The 17278-nt window shown below is 49.2% G+C and carries 12 protein-coding genes, 4 tRNA genes and 1 rRNA gene; 1 reads left to right on the top strand and 16 read right to left on the bottom strand.

Translation table 11 applies throughout. The features are described 5' to 3' along the window. Positions 1-15: 15 nt before the first annotated feature. From rpoC to J3L11_RS16230, 13 genes are all read right to left on the bottom strand, one after another. On the bottom strand, positions 16-4227 hold the full coding sequence (gene rpoC / locus J3L11_RS16170) for a DNA-directed RNA polymerase subunit beta' (protein WP_133040230.1): 4212 nt from the start codon (positions 4225-4227) through the stop codon (positions 16-18). A gap of 83 nt (positions 4228-4310) precedes the next feature. Continuing rightward, positions 4311-8342 (bottom strand): DNA-directed RNA polymerase subunit beta, encoded by a 4032-nt coding sequence (gene rpoB / locus J3L11_RS16175; protein WP_189618132.1) that lies wholly within the window; start codon positions 8340-8342, stop codon positions 4311-4313. Between the two features lie 244 nt (positions 8343-8586). Continuing rightward, a complete protein-coding gene (gene rplL / locus J3L11_RS16180) occupies positions 8587-8958 on the bottom strand; it encodes a 50S ribosomal protein L7/L12 (RefSeq protein ID WP_189618131.1) in 372 nt (123 codons plus the stop codon). 54 nt (positions 8959-9012) lie between these two features. Next, the gene (rplJ, locus tag J3L11_RS16185) at positions 9013-9513 is read right to left on the bottom strand and encodes a 50S ribosomal protein L10 (RefSeq protein ID WP_133040227.1); all 501 of its coding nucleotides are present in this window, start codon (positions 9511-9513) and stop codon (positions 9013-9015) included. A gap of 247 nt (positions 9514-9760) precedes the next feature. After that, the gene (rplA, locus tag J3L11_RS16190; RefSeq protein ID WP_189618130.1) at positions 9761-10465 is read right to left on the bottom strand and encodes a 50S ribosomal protein L1; all 705 of its coding nucleotides are present in this window, start codon (positions 10463-10465) and stop codon (positions 9761-9763) included. A gap of 4 nt (positions 10466-10469) precedes the next feature. Further along, positions 10470-10898, bottom strand: a complete 429-nt coding sequence (rplK, locus tag J3L11_RS16195; protein WP_133040225.1) for a 50S ribosomal protein L11 — start codon at positions 10896-10898, stop codon at positions 10470-10472. 122 nt (positions 10899-11020) lie between these two features. Next, positions 11021-11572, bottom strand: a complete 552-nt coding sequence (nusG, locus tag J3L11_RS16200) for a transcription termination/antitermination protein NusG (protein WP_133040224.1) — start codon at positions 11570-11572, stop codon at positions 11021-11023. Between the two features lie 8 nt (positions 11573-11580). Then, positions 11581-11952 carry a preprotein translocase subunit SecE gene (gene secE / locus J3L11_RS16205; protein WP_189618128.1) on the bottom strand — a complete coding sequence of 124 codons (372 nt, stop codon included), beginning with the start codon at positions 11950-11952 and terminating at the stop codon, positions 11581-11583. Positions 11953-12194: 242 nt separating this feature from the next. Next, positions 12195-13379, bottom strand: coding sequence for an elongation factor Tu (gene tuf, locus J3L11_RS16210; protein WP_133040222.1), 1185 nt, complete (start codon positions 13377-13379; stop codon positions 12195-12197). Positions 13380-13496: 117 nt separating this feature from the next. Then, positions 13497-13572: transfer RNA gene (locus J3L11_RS16215), tRNA-Thr, on the bottom strand. Positions 13573-13579: 7 nt separating this feature from the next. Continuing rightward, a tRNA-Gly gene (locus J3L11_RS16220) sits at positions 13580-13653 on the bottom strand. A 35-nt stretch (positions 13654-13688) separates the two neighbouring features. Then, positions 13689-13773, bottom strand: a tRNA-Tyr gene (locus J3L11_RS16225). 6 nt (positions 13774-13779) lie between these two features. After that, a tRNA-Thr gene (locus J3L11_RS16230) sits at positions 13780-13855 on the bottom strand. Positions 13856-14098: 243 nt separating this feature from the next. On the opposite strand from J3L11_RS16230, the gene coaA reads away from it, so the two are divergent. Beyond that, complete coding sequence (gene coaA / locus J3L11_RS16235; RefSeq protein ID WP_189618127.1) at positions 14099-15046, top strand: type I pantothenate kinase; 948 nt, start codon at positions 14099-14101, stop codon at positions 15044-15046. Here the strand turns inward: coaA and birA are convergent, their stop codons facing one another. The 3 genes from birA to rrf form a co-directional block, all read right to left on the bottom strand. Continuing rightward, on the bottom strand, positions 15047-16006 hold the full coding sequence (gene birA, locus J3L11_RS16240; protein WP_207571651.1) for a bifunctional biotin--[acetyl-CoA-carboxylase] ligase/biotin operon repressor BirA: 960 nt from the start codon (positions 16004-16006) through the stop codon (positions 15047-15049). Positions 16007-16008: 2 nt separating this feature from the next. Beyond that, the gene (gene murB, locus J3L11_RS16245; RefSeq protein ID WP_207571650.1) at positions 16009-17031 is read right to left on the bottom strand and encodes a UDP-N-acetylmuramate dehydrogenase; all 1023 of its coding nucleotides are present in this window, start codon (positions 17029-17031) and stop codon (positions 16009-16011) included. 129 nt (positions 17032-17160) lie between these two features. Then, positions 17161-17276, bottom strand: a 5S ribosomal RNA gene (rrf, locus tag J3L11_RS16250). Between the last annotated feature and the right edge of the window lie 2 nt (positions 17277-17278).

The following is a 17278-nucleotide window of genomic DNA, read 5'->3' on the forward strand; positions in this document are numbered from 1 at the left end:
GTCTCGGTTTTTCGATTATTCCTGACTACCTGCTAGGTTCAGCAGGTCGGCTAGGTTCTGTTCAGCTTCACTGGCAGTGATGCCAGGGGCTTCCTGAGCCACCTCACCTTTGTGGTGAACTCGGCTCTTATGGTACGCATAACCGGTACCAGCCGGGATCAAACGACCCACAATAACGTTTTCCTTCAGACCACGCAGGTTATCTGACTTACCGCCAACGGCAGCTTCAGTCAGCACGCGCGTAGTTTCCTGGAACGACGCTGCTGAGATAAAGGACTCGGTTGCCAGAGAGGCTTTGGTAATACCTAGCAACTCGCGTTCGAACTTGGCTGGGCGTTTACCTTCAGCTTCCAGATCACGATTAATCAATTTAACGCGGGAAACTTCTGCCTGTTCGCCAACCAGCAGATCAGAGTCACCAGCTTCAGTGATAATGCACTTACGTAACATCTGACGGATGATGACCTCGATATGTTTATCGTTGATCTTCACACCCTGCAGACGGTAAACGTCCTGCACTTCATTGACGATGTAATTGGCTACATTGTGAATACCGCGTAAACGCAGAATGTCGTGAGCCGATTCTGGACCATCAGCAATAACTTCGCCGCGTTCTACCTTCTCACCTTCGAACACGTTGAGGTTACGCCACTTAGGAATCATCTCTTCGTATGCATCACCGCCTTCAGCAGGGGTGATTACCAGACGACGTTTGCCTTTGGTTTCCTTACCGAAGGAGATAGTACCGCTGATCTCTGCCAGAATTGCAGGTTCTTTCGGCTTACGCGCTTCGAACAAGTCAGCAACACGTGGCAGACCACCGGTGATATCACGGGTCTTGGAAGATTCTTGTGGAATACGCGCCAGCGCATCACCCACGTTAATCTTGGCATTATCGTCCAGACTGACGATCGCGTGTCCAGGCAGGAAGTACTGAGCTGGCACATCTGTTCCAGGAATGGTCAGATCATGGCCTTTGTCATCTACCAGACGTACCGCAGGACGCATGTCCTTACCGGCAGATGGACGTTGTGCTACATCCATGACCACGATAGATGACAAACCTGTCAGTTCGTCGGTCTGACGCTGGATGGTGACACCATCAATCATGTCCACAAACTGCACATTACCTTCCACTTCAGTGATGATGGGGTGAGTATGTGGATCCCAGTTTGCAATGATTTGGCCCGGTTCAATGGCAGCGCCTTCCTGTTTTTCCAGGATAGTACCGTAAGGCACTTTATAGCGCTCTTTCTCACGACCCAGGTCATCAACGATGGCCAGTTCAGAAGAACGAGACACGATAACCAGCTTGCCTTCGGTATTTACCACGTGTTTAGCGTTGTGCAGTTTCAACGTACCGGCATTCTTGGTCTGGACGTTGTTTTCTGCAGAAGCTCTGGATGCCGCACCACCGATGTGGAATGTACGCATCGTCAACTGTGTACCAGGTTCACCGATGGATTGCGCGGCAACCACACCGATAGCTTCACCTTGGTTGATGATATGACCACGGGCCAAATCACGACCATAGCAGTGAGCACAAACACCAAAATCGGTATCACAAGTGATAACGGAGCGCACTTTCACTTCGTCAACACTGGCTTCTTCCAGCTTCTTACACCAGGCTTCGTCCAGCAGTGTATTACGCGGCGCCAGTACTTCTTCAGTGCCTGGATAGTAAACATCTTCAGCTACCACACGGCCCAGTACGCGCTCACGCAATGGTTCAACCACGTCACCACCTTCGATCAGCGGTTTCATGATCAGACCTTCGTGAGTACCACAATCGTCTTCAATCACCACCAAATCTTGGGCGACGTCAACCAAACGACGTGTCAGGTAACCGGAGTTCGCTGTTTTCAGTGCGGTATCCGCCAAACCTTTACGTGCACCGTGAGTGGAGATGAAGTACTGCAGTACGTTCAGACCTTCACGGAAGTTCGCCACGATTGGCGTCTCGATGATGGAGCCATCAGGCTTAGCCATCAGACCACGCATACCCGCCAACTGACGGATCTGCGCGGCACTACCACGCGCACCTGAGTCGGCCATCATATAGATGCTGTTGAAAGACGCCTGTTCTTCCTCTTCACCGTTACGGTTGATAACGGTTTCGGTTGACAGGTTCTTCATCATCGCCTTGGACACTTTTTCGTTACAGCTGGCCCAAATGTCGATAACTTTGTTATAGCGTTCACCGGCAGTTACCAGACCTGACTGGAACTGTTCCTGGATTTCCAGCACTTCCGCTTCGGCTTCAGCAACCAGCTTGGCCTTTTCCTGTGGGATCTGCATATCATTGATGCCCACGGAAGACCCGGAAATTGTCGCATAGCGATAACCGGTGTACATCAGTTGGTCAGCGAAGATAACGGTTTCTTTCAGACCCAGACGGCGATAACAGATGTTCAGTAACTTAGCGATCTGCTTCTTGCCCATGTTCTGGTTAACCACTTCAAATGGCAGACCAGCAGGCAGAATAGTTGACAGCAGAGCACGGCCAACAGTGGTATCCACAATACGACGAACTGGCTTTTTCTGGCCATTTTCATCAATTTGAGTCTCAGTGATACGCACTTTTACGCGGGCATGTAATTCTGCAACACCAGTACGGTAAGCTTTTTCTGCTTCCGCGACATTGGCAAACGCCATGCCTTCACCTTTACCATTCACGCGCTCACGGCTCATGTAGTAAAGACCCAACACCACGTCCTGCGATGGCACGATGATAGGCTCCCCGTTAGCTGGGGACAGAATGTTGTTGGTAGACATCATCAGCGCACGAGCTTCCAACTGAGCTTCCAGTGTCAGCGGTACGTGTACCGCCATCTGGTCACCGTCGAAGTCGGCGTTGAATGCAGTACAAACCAGTGGATGCAGGCGAATGGCTTTACCTTCAATCAACACGGGTTCGAACGCCTGGATACCCAGACGGTGCAGTGTTGGCGCACGGTTCAGCATCACGGGATGTTCACGGATCACTTCATCCAGTACGTCCCAAACTTCCGGTACTTCGCGCTCTACCATCTTCTTGGCTGCTTTGATGGTAGTGGCTAAGCCGCGGGCTTCCAGCTTGCCGTAAATGAATGGCTTGAACAGTTCCAACGCCATTTTCTTCGGCAGACCGCACTGATGCAGACGCAAAGTTGGGCCAACGGTAATAACCGAACGGCCAGAGTAATCTACACGTTTACCCAGCAGGTTCTGACGGAAACGCCCCTGCTTACCTTTGATCATGTCGGCCAGCGATTTCAGCGGACGCTTGTTAGAGCCGGTGATAGCACGACCACGACGACCGTTATCCAGCAGCGCATCTACAGATTCCTGCAGCATACGTTTTTCGTTGCGCACGATGATATCTGGTGCAGCTAAGTCCAGCAGACGCTTCAGACGGTTGTTACGGTTGATCACACGGCGATACAGATCGTTCAAATCTGAAGTGGCGAAACGACCACCATCCAATGGCACCAACGGACGCAGATCCGGCGGCAGCACAGGCAATACTTTGAGGATCATCCACTCAGGTTTATTGCCAGAAGTGTAGAAGGCTTCCATCAGCTTCAGACGTTTAGTCACTTTCTTGCGACGAGTTTCTGAATTGATAGAAGGCAGTTCTTCACGCATCTCACCGATCTCTTTTTCAAGATCAATGGCACGCAGCAGTTCCAGTACCGCTTCGGCGCCCATCTTGGCTTCGAATTCGTCACCGTATTCTTCCAGTGAATCCAGATAGTTCTCTTCGGTCAGCATCTGGCCGCGTTCCAAGCTGGTCATGCCAGGCTCGATCACTACATAAGATTCAAAATACAGTACTCGTTCAATATCACGCAGGGTCATGTCCAGCATCAGGCCGATACGGCTTGGCAGGGATTTCAAGAACCAGATGTGCGCAACGGGTGAAGCCAACTCAATATGACCCATACGTTCACGACGTACTTTGGTCTGAGTAACTTCAACACCACATTTTTCACAGATTACACCGCGATGCTTCAGGCGTTTGTACTTACCGCACAAACATTCGTAATCTTTGACGGGGCCAAAGATACGCGCACAGAACAGACCTTCACGCTCGGGCTTAAAGGTACGGTAGTTGATGGTTTCCGGCTTCTTGACTTCGCCATACGACCAGGAACGGATCAAGTCAGGCGACGCGAGGCCGATCTTGATGCCTTCAAACTCTTCGGTCTTACTTTGCTGTTTCAGAAACTTTAATAAGTCTTTCACGTTTCTCTCCTGAAGGAGTTAAACCGGGTGCCCCGCCAAACAGCGAGGCACCAATTTCTAGCCAAACACAGTCGTGTTGCGCCTTACTCTTGGTCCAGTTCGATATTGATACCGAGTGAACGAATTTCCTTCAGCAATACGTTGAAGGATTCAGGCATACCGGGTTGCATCTGGTGATTGCCGTCAACGATGTTCTTGTACATCTGGGTACGACCGTTTACGTCATCGGATTTCACAGTGAGCATTTCCTGCAGTGTATAAGCAGCGCCATACGCTTCCAGGGCCCACACTTCCATTTCACCGAAACGCTGACCACCGAACTGTGCTTTACCACCGAGTGGCTGCTGGGTAACCAAGCTGTAAGAACCGGTAGAACGCGCGTGCATCTTGTCGTCCACCAAGTGGTTCAGTTTCAGCATGTACATGTAACCTACAGTCACCTGACGTTCGAAAGCATTGCCGGTAAGACCATCGTATAGAGTCATCTGGCCGGAAGTTGGCAGACCTGCCAGTTCCAACATATCTTTGATCTCTTTCTCTTCGGCACCATCGAACGCTGGAGTGGCGGTTGGCAGACCCAGTTTCAGGTGGCTGGCCAGACGCATCACTTCGTCATCAGTAAAGGAGTCGATATCCACTTTCTGCTGCACACCTTCACCCAAGGCGTAAACCTTTTTGATGTAGTCGCGCAGTTCAGCCACTTCACGCTGTTCTTCCAGCATGGCATTGATGCGGTTACCGATCCCTTTGGCTGCGGCACCTAAGTGCACTTCCAATACCTGACCGATGTTCATACGTGAAGGTACACCAAGCGGGTTCAATACGATGTCCATCGGTACGCCGTGTTCATCATATGGCATATCTTCGATAGGACAGATCTTGGAGACCACACCCTTGTTACCGTGACGTCCCGCCATCTTGTCACCAGGCTGGATAGTACGTTTAACCGCCAAGTAAACCTTAACGATCTTCAGTACACCCGGCGCCAAGTCATCACCTTGAGTGATCTTGCGGCGTTTGATTTCAAATTTCTTATCGAAGTCAGCTTTCAGCTCTTCGTGTTGCTCAGCCAGCTGTTCCAGCTCGGTTTGTTTAGCTTCATCGTCAACAACCTGAACCAGATATTCCTTACGTGGCATATCTGCCAGCTTGGCTTCACTGAAACCGCTATTCAGCAGCAGGTTACGGGCACGATCAAACACACCTTCTTCAAGGATCTTGAACTCTTCAGTCAAGTCCTTACGTGCCTGAGCAATGTGCATCTCTTCAATTTCGATAGCACGTTTGTCTTTTTCGACACCATCACGAGTGAAGACTTGAACGTCGATCACGGTGCCTTTTACTGAATTAGGTACACGCAGTGAGCTGTCCTTAACATCAGAAGCTTTTTCACCGAAGATCGCCCGCAGCAGTTTCTCTTCTGGAGTCAGTTGGGTTTCACCTTTAGGTGTCACTTTACCTACCAGAATGTCGCCGCCCTTCACTTCTGCGCCGATATACACAATACCGGACTCATCCAGTTTGGAGAGTGCAGATTCACCCACGTTCGGGATATCTGCCGTAATCTCTTCGCTACCCAGTTTGGTATCACGAGCGATACAGGACAGTTCCTGAATGTGAATAGTGGTGAAGCGATCCTGCTGAGCCACTCGCTCAGAAATCAGGATGGAGTCTTCGTAGTTGTAACCGTTCCAAGGCATGAACGCGACGCGCATATTCTGGCCCAGCGCCAATTCGCCAAGGTCAGTTGATGGGCCATCGGCCAGTACGTCACCACGAGTCACAGGCTCACCAACATGGCAGCAAGGACGCTGGTTAATACAGGTGTTCTGGTTAGAACGGGTGTATTTAGTCAGGTTGTAAATGTCGATACCGGCTTCGCCTGGGCGCAGCTCTTCTTCATTCACTTTCACCACGATACGGCTAGCGTCAACGTAATCGATCACGCCACCACGTTTCGCGGCAACTACCACGCCTGAGTCCACAGCCAGCGTACGTTCAATACCAGTACCTACCAAGGGTTTTTCAGACAACAGTGTTGGTACCGCCTGACGTTGCATGTTGGCACCCATCAAGGCACGGTTCGCGTCGTCATGTTCCAAGAATGGGATCAAGGAAGCCGCCACCGAGATGATCTGCTGTGGTGATACGTCCATATATTGGATGTCAGACACACGCATAAAGGTAGATTCACCCTTATGACGGCAAGCGACTTGTTCATCCAGAATGCGGCCAGTTTCGTCGAGGTCAATGTTTGCCTGAGCAACCACGTAACGACCTTCTTCGATAGCAGACAGATATTCCACTTCATCGGTTACGACACCGTCGATCACTTTACGGTATGGAGTTTCCAAGAAACCGTAAGCGTTGGTACGGGCAAACGTCGACAGTGAGTTAATCAGACCAATGTTTGGACCTTCAGGGGTCTCAATCGGGCACAGACGACCATAGTGAGTCGGATGTACGTCACGGACTTCAAAGCCTGCGCGTTCACGGGTCAAACCACCAGGGCCAAGGGCCGAGATACGGCGCTTATGGGTTACTTCTGACAGCGGGTTGTTCTGATCCATAAACTGTGACAGCTGAGAAGAACCGAAGAACTCCTTCACTGCGGCAGAAATTGGCTTAGCGTTGATCAGATCCTGCGGCATCAGCTCGTTAAGATCGCCCAATGACAGACGTTCACGCACGGCACGTTCTACACGTACTAAGCCAACGCGGAACTGGTTTTCAGCCATTTCACCCACAGAGCGGATACGACGGTTGCCCAAGTGGTCGATATCGTCAACCTCATCGAAGCCATTACGGATTTCGATGATTTTCTTCATTACCGCAACGATGTCGTCTTTGCTCAGTACACCAGTGCCAGTATTCTCGTCGATGTCGAGACGACGATTGAACTTCATACGACCGACTTTGGACAGATCGTAGCGTTCTTCGGTGAAGAACAGGTTCTGGAACAAGGCTTCGGCGGCGTCCTTGGTTGGTGGCTCGCCAGGGCGCATCATACGGTAGATTTCTACCAGCGCTTCCATCCGGTTAGTGGTGGAGTCGATGCGCAAGGTGTCAGACACATATGCACCGTGATCCAATTCATTGACATACAGCGTGCTGATATCTTTGATACCGGCCTGAGACAGGTTAGCCAGCACTTCCAGCGTCATTTCATCGTTGGCGGTCAGCAACACTTCACCAGTATCTGGATCGATGTAATCCTGTGCAGCAAGTTTGCCCACGATGTAATCAACCGGCACTTCCAGTTCAGTAGTGTTGGTTTTTTCCAGCTGCTTGATATGACGGGCTGTAATACGACGGCCTTTTTCTACCAGCAGATTGCCACCAGAATCTTTGATGTCATAGCTGGCAGTTTCGCCACGCAGACGTTCCGGTACCAACTTCATCACCAGCGAATCTTGCTTGATGGTGAAATCTACGCGATCAAAGAAGGTATCTAGGATTTCCTGAGATGACATATCCAGCGCACGCAACAAAATAGTCGCAGGCAGCTTACGACGGCGGTCGATACGGACAAACAACGCATCTTTTGGATCGAATTCAAAGTCCAGCCAAGAACCACGGTAAGGAATAATACGGGCGTTATACAACACCTTACCTGAAGAGTGAGTTTTACCGCGGTCATGATCAAAGAAGACACCTGGAGAGCGGTGTAACTGGGAGACGATCACACGTTCAGTACCATTGATAACGAACGTACCGTTCTCAGTCATCAATGGGATATCACCCATGTAAACTTCTTGTTCTTTAATATCTTTAACAGTGCCAGCGGCAGCTTCACGATCAAACAACACCAAACGCAGTTTTACGCGCAATGGTGCGGAATATGTGACACCGCGGATTTGACACTCTTTTACATCAAATACAGGCTCACCCAGCTTGTAGCTGACATACTGCAATTCGGAATTGCCAGAAAAGCTCTTAATCGGGAAAACGCTGCGGAAAGCGGCTTCTAAGCCACGCTCACCGGTGGGATCTTGATCGGTGAACTTCTTGAATGAATCTAACTGAATCGCCAACAGATAAGGGATGTCCAATACCTGAGGACGCTTACCGAAGTTTTTGCGAATACGCTTCTTTTCAGAATAGGAGTAAACCATGGGTTTCCTCTGCTTGCGAGATGTGACCAAGACTGAACCAACACAGGGTTAATCCAGCACGTTTGCCCATCACCGATTTGTGGCAAGAACCTAACCAATAATCACTGCTAGGAACTGCACTTATACGAACGATTTCACGGTGAAAAAATCATCGGCGCCTACAGCGCAAAAAAGGCCGACGGTCAAAAAACCGCCAGCCTACACCCGGATTTAATGGCCGGATGGGAGTAAGTCAGTATATAACTTACTTGATCTCTACAGTAGCGCCAGCTTCTTCCAGCTCTTTCTTCAGAGCTTCAGCTTCGTCTTTAGAGACACCTTCTTTAACTGCTACAGGGGCAGATTCAGCCATTGCTTTGGCTTCTTTCAGACCCAGACCAGTTGCGCCACGTACGGCTTTAATTACAGCTACTTTGTTTTCGCCGTGAGAAGTCATAACGACGTCAAATTCGGTTTTTTCTTCAACTGCAGCAGCAGCTTCACCAGCGCCACCAGACACAACGGCAGCAGCGGCAGAAACGCCGAACTTCTCTTCCATTGCTTCGATCAGTTCAACAACTTCCATTACAGACATTGCTGCAAAGGCTTCAAGGATTTGGTCTTTAGTGATAGACATAAGAAATATTTCCTATTGTTCTGAATTCAATTCGGTTAAGCAGCAAGCCAATAATTAGGCTGCTTCTTGTTTTTGATCGCGTAGCGCAGCCAGTGTACGAACGAACTTGCCGGCAGATGCTTCTTTCAAAGTCATCATCAACCGTGCCAGTGCTTCTTCGTAAGTCGGCAGTTTTGCCAAACGATCAATGTCAGCTGCAGGGATGAACTCCCCTTCAAAAGCTGCGCCTTTAACTTCGAAATTAGCCTGCTCTTTCGCAAAGTCCTTTAACAGACGAGCGGCAGCACCTGGGTGCTCGTTAGAGAAAGCAATCAAAGTTGGGCCAGAGAACACTTCGCCAAGGCACTCAAAAGCAGTACCTTCAACAGCGCGACGAGCCAGAGTGTTACGTACTACGCGTACATATACACCATTAGCACGAGCGGCCTTACGCAGTGTGGTCATGGCGCCTACAGTTACGCCGCGGGAATCCGCAACAACTGCAGACAGCGCACCTTTGGCAGCTTCGTTGACTTCAGCAACAATCGCTTGTTTGTCTTCGAGTCTTAATGCCATTGGGCTTTACTCCTGGATTCTACCTAGGGTTTCCCCTAGCGTTTACCTTACTGAACAGAAATCTGTTCAGTTACTTACGGTGCAGATAATCCAGCAGAACAAATCTATCTGGGGCCTGACACCGTCTACGCAGGAAATTAAGTATCTTAACTATAAGAGACACCTGCGGTCTTGGACGGAAGCCCGAAAATCGGGCTCCAACCCACAAAGTGCGCGCATTATAGGCTAATGAGCGCATTTTGTAAAATTAAGCAGCAGTTGTATCCAGAGTGTTCTGGTCAACAGCAACACCGGCACCCATGGTAGTGGATACGGTGATCTTCTTGATGTACTGGCCTTTCGCAGCAGCAGGCTTAGCCTTCTTCAGCGCGATCATCAGTGCTTCAAGGTTTTCTTTCAGCTTGACAGGTTCAAAGTCAGCTTTACCGATAGTGGTATGGATAATACCGTTCTTATCGTTACGATAACGAACCTGGCCGGCTTTAGCGTTCTTAACGGCTTCAGCAACGTTAGGAGTCACAGTGCCAGTTTTAGGGTTAGGCATCAAACCACGGGGGCCGAGGATCTGACCTAACTGACCAACAACGCGCATCGCATCTGGAGAAGCAATTACTACGTCGAAGTTCATTTCACCGGCTTTTACCTGGGCAGCCAAGTCGTCCATACCCACCAGTTCAGCACCGGCTTCTTTGGCAGCTTCAGCATTAGCACCCTGAGTAAATACGGCAACGCGAACGTCACGACCAGTACCGTGAGGCAGTACAATAGCACCACGCACGTTCTGATCAGATTTACGGGGGTCAACGCCCAGGTTAACGGCAACGTCTACACTTTCAACAAATTTAGCAGTCGCCAGTTCTTTCAACAGCGCCAGTGCTTCATTGATGTCGTATGCTTTGGTAGCTTCCACTTTTTCGCGGATAACGCGCATGCGTTTAGTCAACTTTGCCATTGTATTAATCCTCTACTACCAAACCCATGGAACGAGCAGTACCTTCGATTGAGCGAGTCATCGCTTCAATGTCAGCACCAGTCATGTCGACAGCTTTCAGTTCAGCAATTTCCTGAACTTTAGCGCGTTTGATAGTACCCACTTTCTGAGTATTAGGACGGCTGGAACCTGATTTCAGGCCTGCAGCTTGCTTCAGCAAGAATGATGCTGGAGGTGTCTTGGTTTCGAAAGTGAATGAGCGATCGCTGTATACAGTGATCACTACTGGGATAGGCATGCCCTTTTCCATTTTTTCTGTACGGGCGTTAAACGCTTTACAGAATTCCATGATGTTCACACCTTTCTGACCCAGCGCCGGACCAACTGGTGGTGAAGGGTTGGCAGAGCCTGATTTTACTTGCAGCTTAATATAAGCTTCAATTTTCTTAGCCATCTGATTTTCCTCAGTTTGGGTTCAAACGCCCGTACAACACGCACAGGGCTCCCCGAAAACAACGGGTGCGGATTATATAGAAATCCACACCCGTTGCCAAACGGATTTTGTCGTTAATTTAATCAGCTTTTCTCAACCTGATTAAAGTCCAGTTCTACTGGAGTAGAACGGCCGAAGATCATGACAGACACTTTTACGCGGCTCTTGTCATAATCCACTTCTTCAACGGTACCATTGAAGTCAGCAAACGGCCCATCGGTAACCCGAACCACTTCGCCAGGTTCGTACATAACACGATGAGTCGGAGAATCGGTGGTTTCCTGCAAGCGGCGCAGAATTGCGTCGGCTTCTTTATCGGAAATCGGGGCCGGGCGGTCAGAGGTACCACCAATAAAGCCCATTACCCGTGGAATACTTTTCACCAGGTGCCAAGATTCATCGTTCATTTCCATCTGAACCAGCACATATCCTGGGAAAAACTTGCGTTCGCTTTTACGACGCTGTCCGCCGCGCATTTCTACTACTTCTTCAGTAGGCACCAGTACTTCACCGAAGTACTTTTCCATACCGTGCATTTTGATATGTTCAATCAGTGATTTGCACACCCGGCCTTCATAACCAGAAAAAGCCTGTACGACATACCACCTTTTTTTAGCTTCATTCGCTTCTGTCATGAGAAAGCCTATACGCCAGTAATAAGGTTGACAATTTTCAACAGGGCTGCATCTAGGCCCCACAGGATGATGGCCAACACACCGGTGGCAATCAATACAATAAAGGTCGTATTGAGCGCTTCCTGTCGAGTGGGCCACACCACTTTACGGACTTCAATCTGCGATTCTTTAGCAAAAGCCAGAGCTAGTTTGCCTTTGGTTGTCTGCAGTGCAACAAAGCCTGCAATGGCAAACAGTACGATCACGCCGAGGGCCCTTACCACTACGCTGGCATCGCTGTAATAATGGTTGCCGACAATAGCAACAGCCAGCAGCACAATAGTGATCACCCACTTAAGAATATCCAGAGAATGGCCCTGGTTTTCGGTATTTGTTGTCATCGGTTAATTCCGTTACTCATTGCGACCCGAGCATAAGGGCCTGTCAGAATTCTGTAAGCCCAGTTATATCCCCAATATATTTTGAGGCACTGCCTATTTCAGGCTCAAAAAATCGGCCATAGATTGTATGCTTAATCCCTTATCCGATCAAGGACACAGGTTGTTTGATATCGCAAAATTCATCGTCGGTAATGAAACAAAAAAGGAAGCCGAAGCTTCCTTTTCCATCCATCTCGACCTGATTAGGCGATGATCTTCGCTACCACGCCGGCGCCTACTGTACGGCCACCTTCACGGATCGCAAAACGCAGACCTTCATCCATCGCGATTGGGCAGATCAACGTCACTACCATCTTGATGTTGTCGCCTGGCATTACCATTTCTACGCCTTCTGGCAGTTCGATGGTACCGGTCACGTCAGTTGTACGGAAGTAGAACTGTGGACGATAGCCTTTGAAGAATGGAGTATGACGACCACCTTCTTCTTTTGACAGTACGTACACTTCTGATTCGAACTTGGTGTGTGGAGTGATTGTGCCTGGTTTTGCCAGTACCTGACCACGTTCCACTTCATCACGTTTAGTACCACGCAGCAGTACACCTACGTTTTCACCAGCACGGCCTTCGTCCAGCAGTTTGCGGAACATTTCAACACCAGTACAGGTGGTCTTAGTGGTGTCGTGGATACCCACGATTTCGACTTCGTCACCTACACGGATGATACCGCGTTCTACACGACCTGTTACTACTGTACCACGACCGGAGATTGAGAATACGTCTTCGATTGGCAGCAGGAATGGGTGGTCGATGTCACGTACTGGTTCTGGAATGTAGGTATCCAGGGCTTCTGCCAGTTCGATGATCTTCGCTTCCCATTCTGGTTCGCCTTCCAGTGCTTTCAGGGCTGAACCCTGAATAACTGGCAGGTCATCGCCTGGGAAGTCGTATTCTGACAACAGTTCACGCACTTCCATTTCAACCAGTTCCAGCAGCTCTTCATCATCTACCATGTCACATTTGTTCATGAATACGATGATGTAAGGTACGCCTACCTGACGAGACAACAGGATGTGTTCGCGAGTCTGTGGCATTGGGCCGTCAGTCGCAGCCACTACCAGGATCGCACCGTCCATCTGCGCGGCACCGGTGATCATGTTTTTAACATAGTCAGCGTGCCCTGGGCAGTCTACGTGCGCGTAGTGACGAGTTGGTGTGTCGTACTCTACGTGAGAGGTGTTGATGGTAATACCACGTTCACGCTCTTCTGGGGCGTTATCGATTGCCGCGAAATCTTTTGCTTCACCGCCGTAAGTCTTGGCCAATACAGTTGTGATAGCTGCAGTCAGAGTGGTTTTACCATGGTCAACGTGGCCAATGGTACCCACGTTTACGTGGGGTTTACTACGTTCAAATTTAGCTTTAGACATGGTATTGCCTCAATCTAAGATTGTTTGGGGGTGAAACCAGTACATAATGAAAAAGTCCGACGCAACACGCGTCGAACGTCTATCTTACACGGCAACAGATTGGCTTTCCAGGAAGGCTGGTGCTGATACCCAGAATCGAACTGGGGACCTCATCCTTACCAAGGATGCGCTCTACCGACTGAGCCATATCAGCATGATTTTGGAGCGGGTAGCGGGAATCGAACCCGCGTTATCAGCTTGGAAGGCTGGAGTATTACCATTATACGATACCCGCGCACCTAACCTAGGCTATCTATTTACCTTTAAAAATGGTGGAGGGGGAAGGATTCGAACCTTCGAAGGCGGAGCCGTCAGATTTACAGTCTGATCCCTTTGGCCACTCGGGAACCCCTCCAATGAATGGTGCCGGCACCAAGAGTCGAACTCGGGACCTACTGATTACAAGTCAGTTGCTCTACCAACTGAGCTATGCCGGCATTCATTTCGGTAGCGGATATTAGGTAAATGTCGCTCCGAGTGCAACATAAAATTAGTAAAATTCAGAAAAAATCACTCAAACGCCGTTTTTTTGGCCGAAGACCTGCAATAACAATTTGTCTGTCGGAAAGGCTGTGGACATCCATTAACCGAAGTGGCCGCTAAACCGCAGCTACACAATATTTTTATTGTTGAACAATTTTGCATGGTGTACTGTGCCTGTCCTTGGATAAGGGGATCAGATGTCACTGTCAAATACCATTCAGCAGGCACTTTATATGCCTTTTAATCGCAATTCGTGGGCACAACTGCGCGATGCAGTACCATTGACCCTAACTGAAGCTGATCTGAGCGAATTACGCGGCATCAATGAGAAGATATCATTATCGGAAGTCACTGATATCTATCTGCCCTTGAGCCGATTATTAAATCTGATTGTGAAGGCGAAACAGCAACGTGGTGTCGTACTGAATCAGTTTCTTGGGCAACAGGCAGCCAAGAGTACATACATCATCAGTATTGCAGGCAGTGTGGCCGTGGGTAAAAGCACCACTGCCCGTATCCTACAGGCGCTGTTGAGTCACTGGCCGGAACATCCCAAGGTTGACCTGATCACCACCGATGGCTTTCTATACCCCTTGGACGAACTTAAACGCCGTGGATTATTACAGCGCAAAGGCTTTCCTGAAAGCTACGATATGAAGCTGTTAGTAGAATTTGTTTCTGCTATCAAATCTGGTATTGAGGAAGTGCAGGCACCGCTGTATTCCCATATAACCTATGATCGCCTACAACAAACTATCAGTGTACGTCAGCCGGATATTCTGATCCTTGAGGGACTAAATGTGCTGCAGACAGAGCTCGACTCTCCGGTGAGTATCAAGCGCCCGTTTGTTTCGGACTTTGTGGATTTTTCTATCTACGTTGATGCCGAAGAAAAGTGGTTGAAGGAATGGTATATCGACCGTTTTTTACAGTTTCGAAGCAGCGCCTTTGCTGATCCGAAATCCTATTTCCACCACTTTGCCAGTTTAGCCGATGACGAGGCAACAAAAATGGCATCTCATGTCTGGGACACCATTAACGGCCCTAACCTGCGGAGCAATATTAAACCCACCCGCGAACGGGCTCATTTGATCTTGAAAAAAGGTAAAAATCACGCCATGGAACAAGTATTATTGCGCAAGTAATCAGGCTTGCCGTAGGCTGATCTCACCACCGACAAAATGCTGTAGTCCATCGGCGGTATCCAGCACGACACCACCTTGAGTGTCTATTCCCTGATAGCAGCCACTCACACTTTCATTGCCAACTAATAAGCGTACTTCACGCCCCAAATAAATATCAGCAGCGTGCCAACGTTCAGTAAAGACGGCTAAACCACTTTGCTCAAACAGCTTGAGGTCTTTGCGTAACTGCTGTTGTAGCGTTAGTGCCAACAGAGTCTTATCTGGATCGCTGATAACCTGTCGCAGATCGCTCCAGGGTTGCTCGATCAGCTCGCCTTGCTGCTGAGGCATAGCGATATTCACCCCAATACCTATGACCAGATTGCAACCACTGTCAGCAGTGCCAGTCATCTCTATCAGTACACCTGCCAGTTTGCGATTTTCAAAGTAGATATCGTTAGGCCACTTAACACCTATATTATCGGTGCCAAGCTGCTGCAACACGCTAACCAATGAACATGCAACCACCAAGCTTAGCCCCATCGCCTGTGACATTCCCAAAGGTAGATGCCAGAACATTGAGAAATACAGATGGCTGCCATAAGGTGAGACCCATTTGCGCCCTCGGCGGCCCCGCCCAGCCGACTGAAACTCCGCAATACAGATGTCGCCGCACTGTAACTCTTCGGTATATTGCAGCAAAAAAGCGTTGGTACTGGGGATTTCATCAAAATAGAAACAGCGATTGGGGCAATTGGTGAGCAACTTAGCCTCATCCATGAGGAATACCGGGTCAAATAACTTATAGCCCTTGCCTTTGACGCTGCAAATATCTATTCCATAGTCAGCAAGCGCATTGATGTGCTTGCTAACAGCAGCGCGGGATACACCCAGCACCTCAGCTAGAGCCTCACCAGAGACAAACTCTCCTTGGTTTAAGCAAGCCAGAATAGCGCGTTTACGTTGCCATGATCCTGATATCATCAGATCCCCCTTTCCCCATAAGCTCCATAAGTTCGGGGCTCTGGCTCCATAACTATCCCAAATACTTGATGTACTTTGGCTCGAACGGCTTTCAATGCTTGTACCACGTCAGCCCCTTTGGCTCGTCCCAAATTTACCAGCACCAAGGGCTGTCCTTCATGTACCATGACCTCACCAAACGTTTGTCCTTTTAAGCCAGCTTGGTCAATCAACCAAGCGGCGGCAATCTTCAGCTTTCCGTCCGGCAACTCGTAAGCGACCATATCTGGGTAGCGAGCGGCTAAGTGCTGGTAGGTATCAGTGTCTATTACTGGATTCTTAAAGCAACTACCAACATTGCCGAGTACAGCTGGATCAGGCAATTTTTGCTGCCGTACTTGGCACACAATGTCATATATCTGCTGAGGTGTAACACTGTCCACGGGTAAATGTTTTAACGGACCATAATTCAGTATCGGCATCCAAGCTTTCGGCAACTTGATACCAACACGCGTGATAACCGCAGTATTACGCAATTGCTGCTTAAATATCGATTCACGGTAGCCAAACTCGCAGGCATCGGCACGTAATCTTGTGATACGACATTCTGGTAGTTCTAGGTACTCAACCCAATCACAGGCTGCCGCGAACTCCAAACCATAAGCACCTACATTTTGTATAGGAGCCGCCCCAACTGTGCCGGGGATCAGCGCCATATTCTCTAATCCAGCGATACCTTGCGATAAGCAGAACTGTACCAACCCATGCCAGCTCTCTCCGGCAGCGACGGACAAGTAGTAATATGCCGTATCTTCAGTAACGTCTATCCCTTTTATCGCAATATGAATAACGGTGCCAAGATAGTCTTCCAACAGCAACACATTGCTCCCACCACCAAGGATGAGGAAAGGCTTGCCCTGTTGTTGCAACAACTGACAACATTGGATGAGTTCCGTAATTGACGTCACGTCAATGAATGCTTTACAAGATACATTCAGTCCAAAGGTGTTATAGGATTTTAAAGAGAACGGATTGTGCGACATGAGAGCCAATAGCTGAAAACAGAAGCACGCATTGTAACCTCAGCTCATAAGGTTTGCATCAATACGGGAGAAAAGTGATAGAAAGCAAAAAGGCCTCAATCTTCACTGAGGCCTTCGATTTAAATAGGCGCTTGGCGATGACCTACTCTCACATGGGGAGACCCCACACTACCATCGGCGCGATTGTGTTTCACTTCTGAGTTCGGGATGGAGTCAGGTGGTACCACAATGCTATTGTCACCAAGCA

The organism is Shewanella sp. 4t3-1-2LB (assembly GCF_017368415.1).
Classification (GTDB): Bacteria; Pseudomonadota; Gammaproteobacteria; order Enterobacterales; family Shewanellaceae; genus Shewanella; species Shewanella fodinae.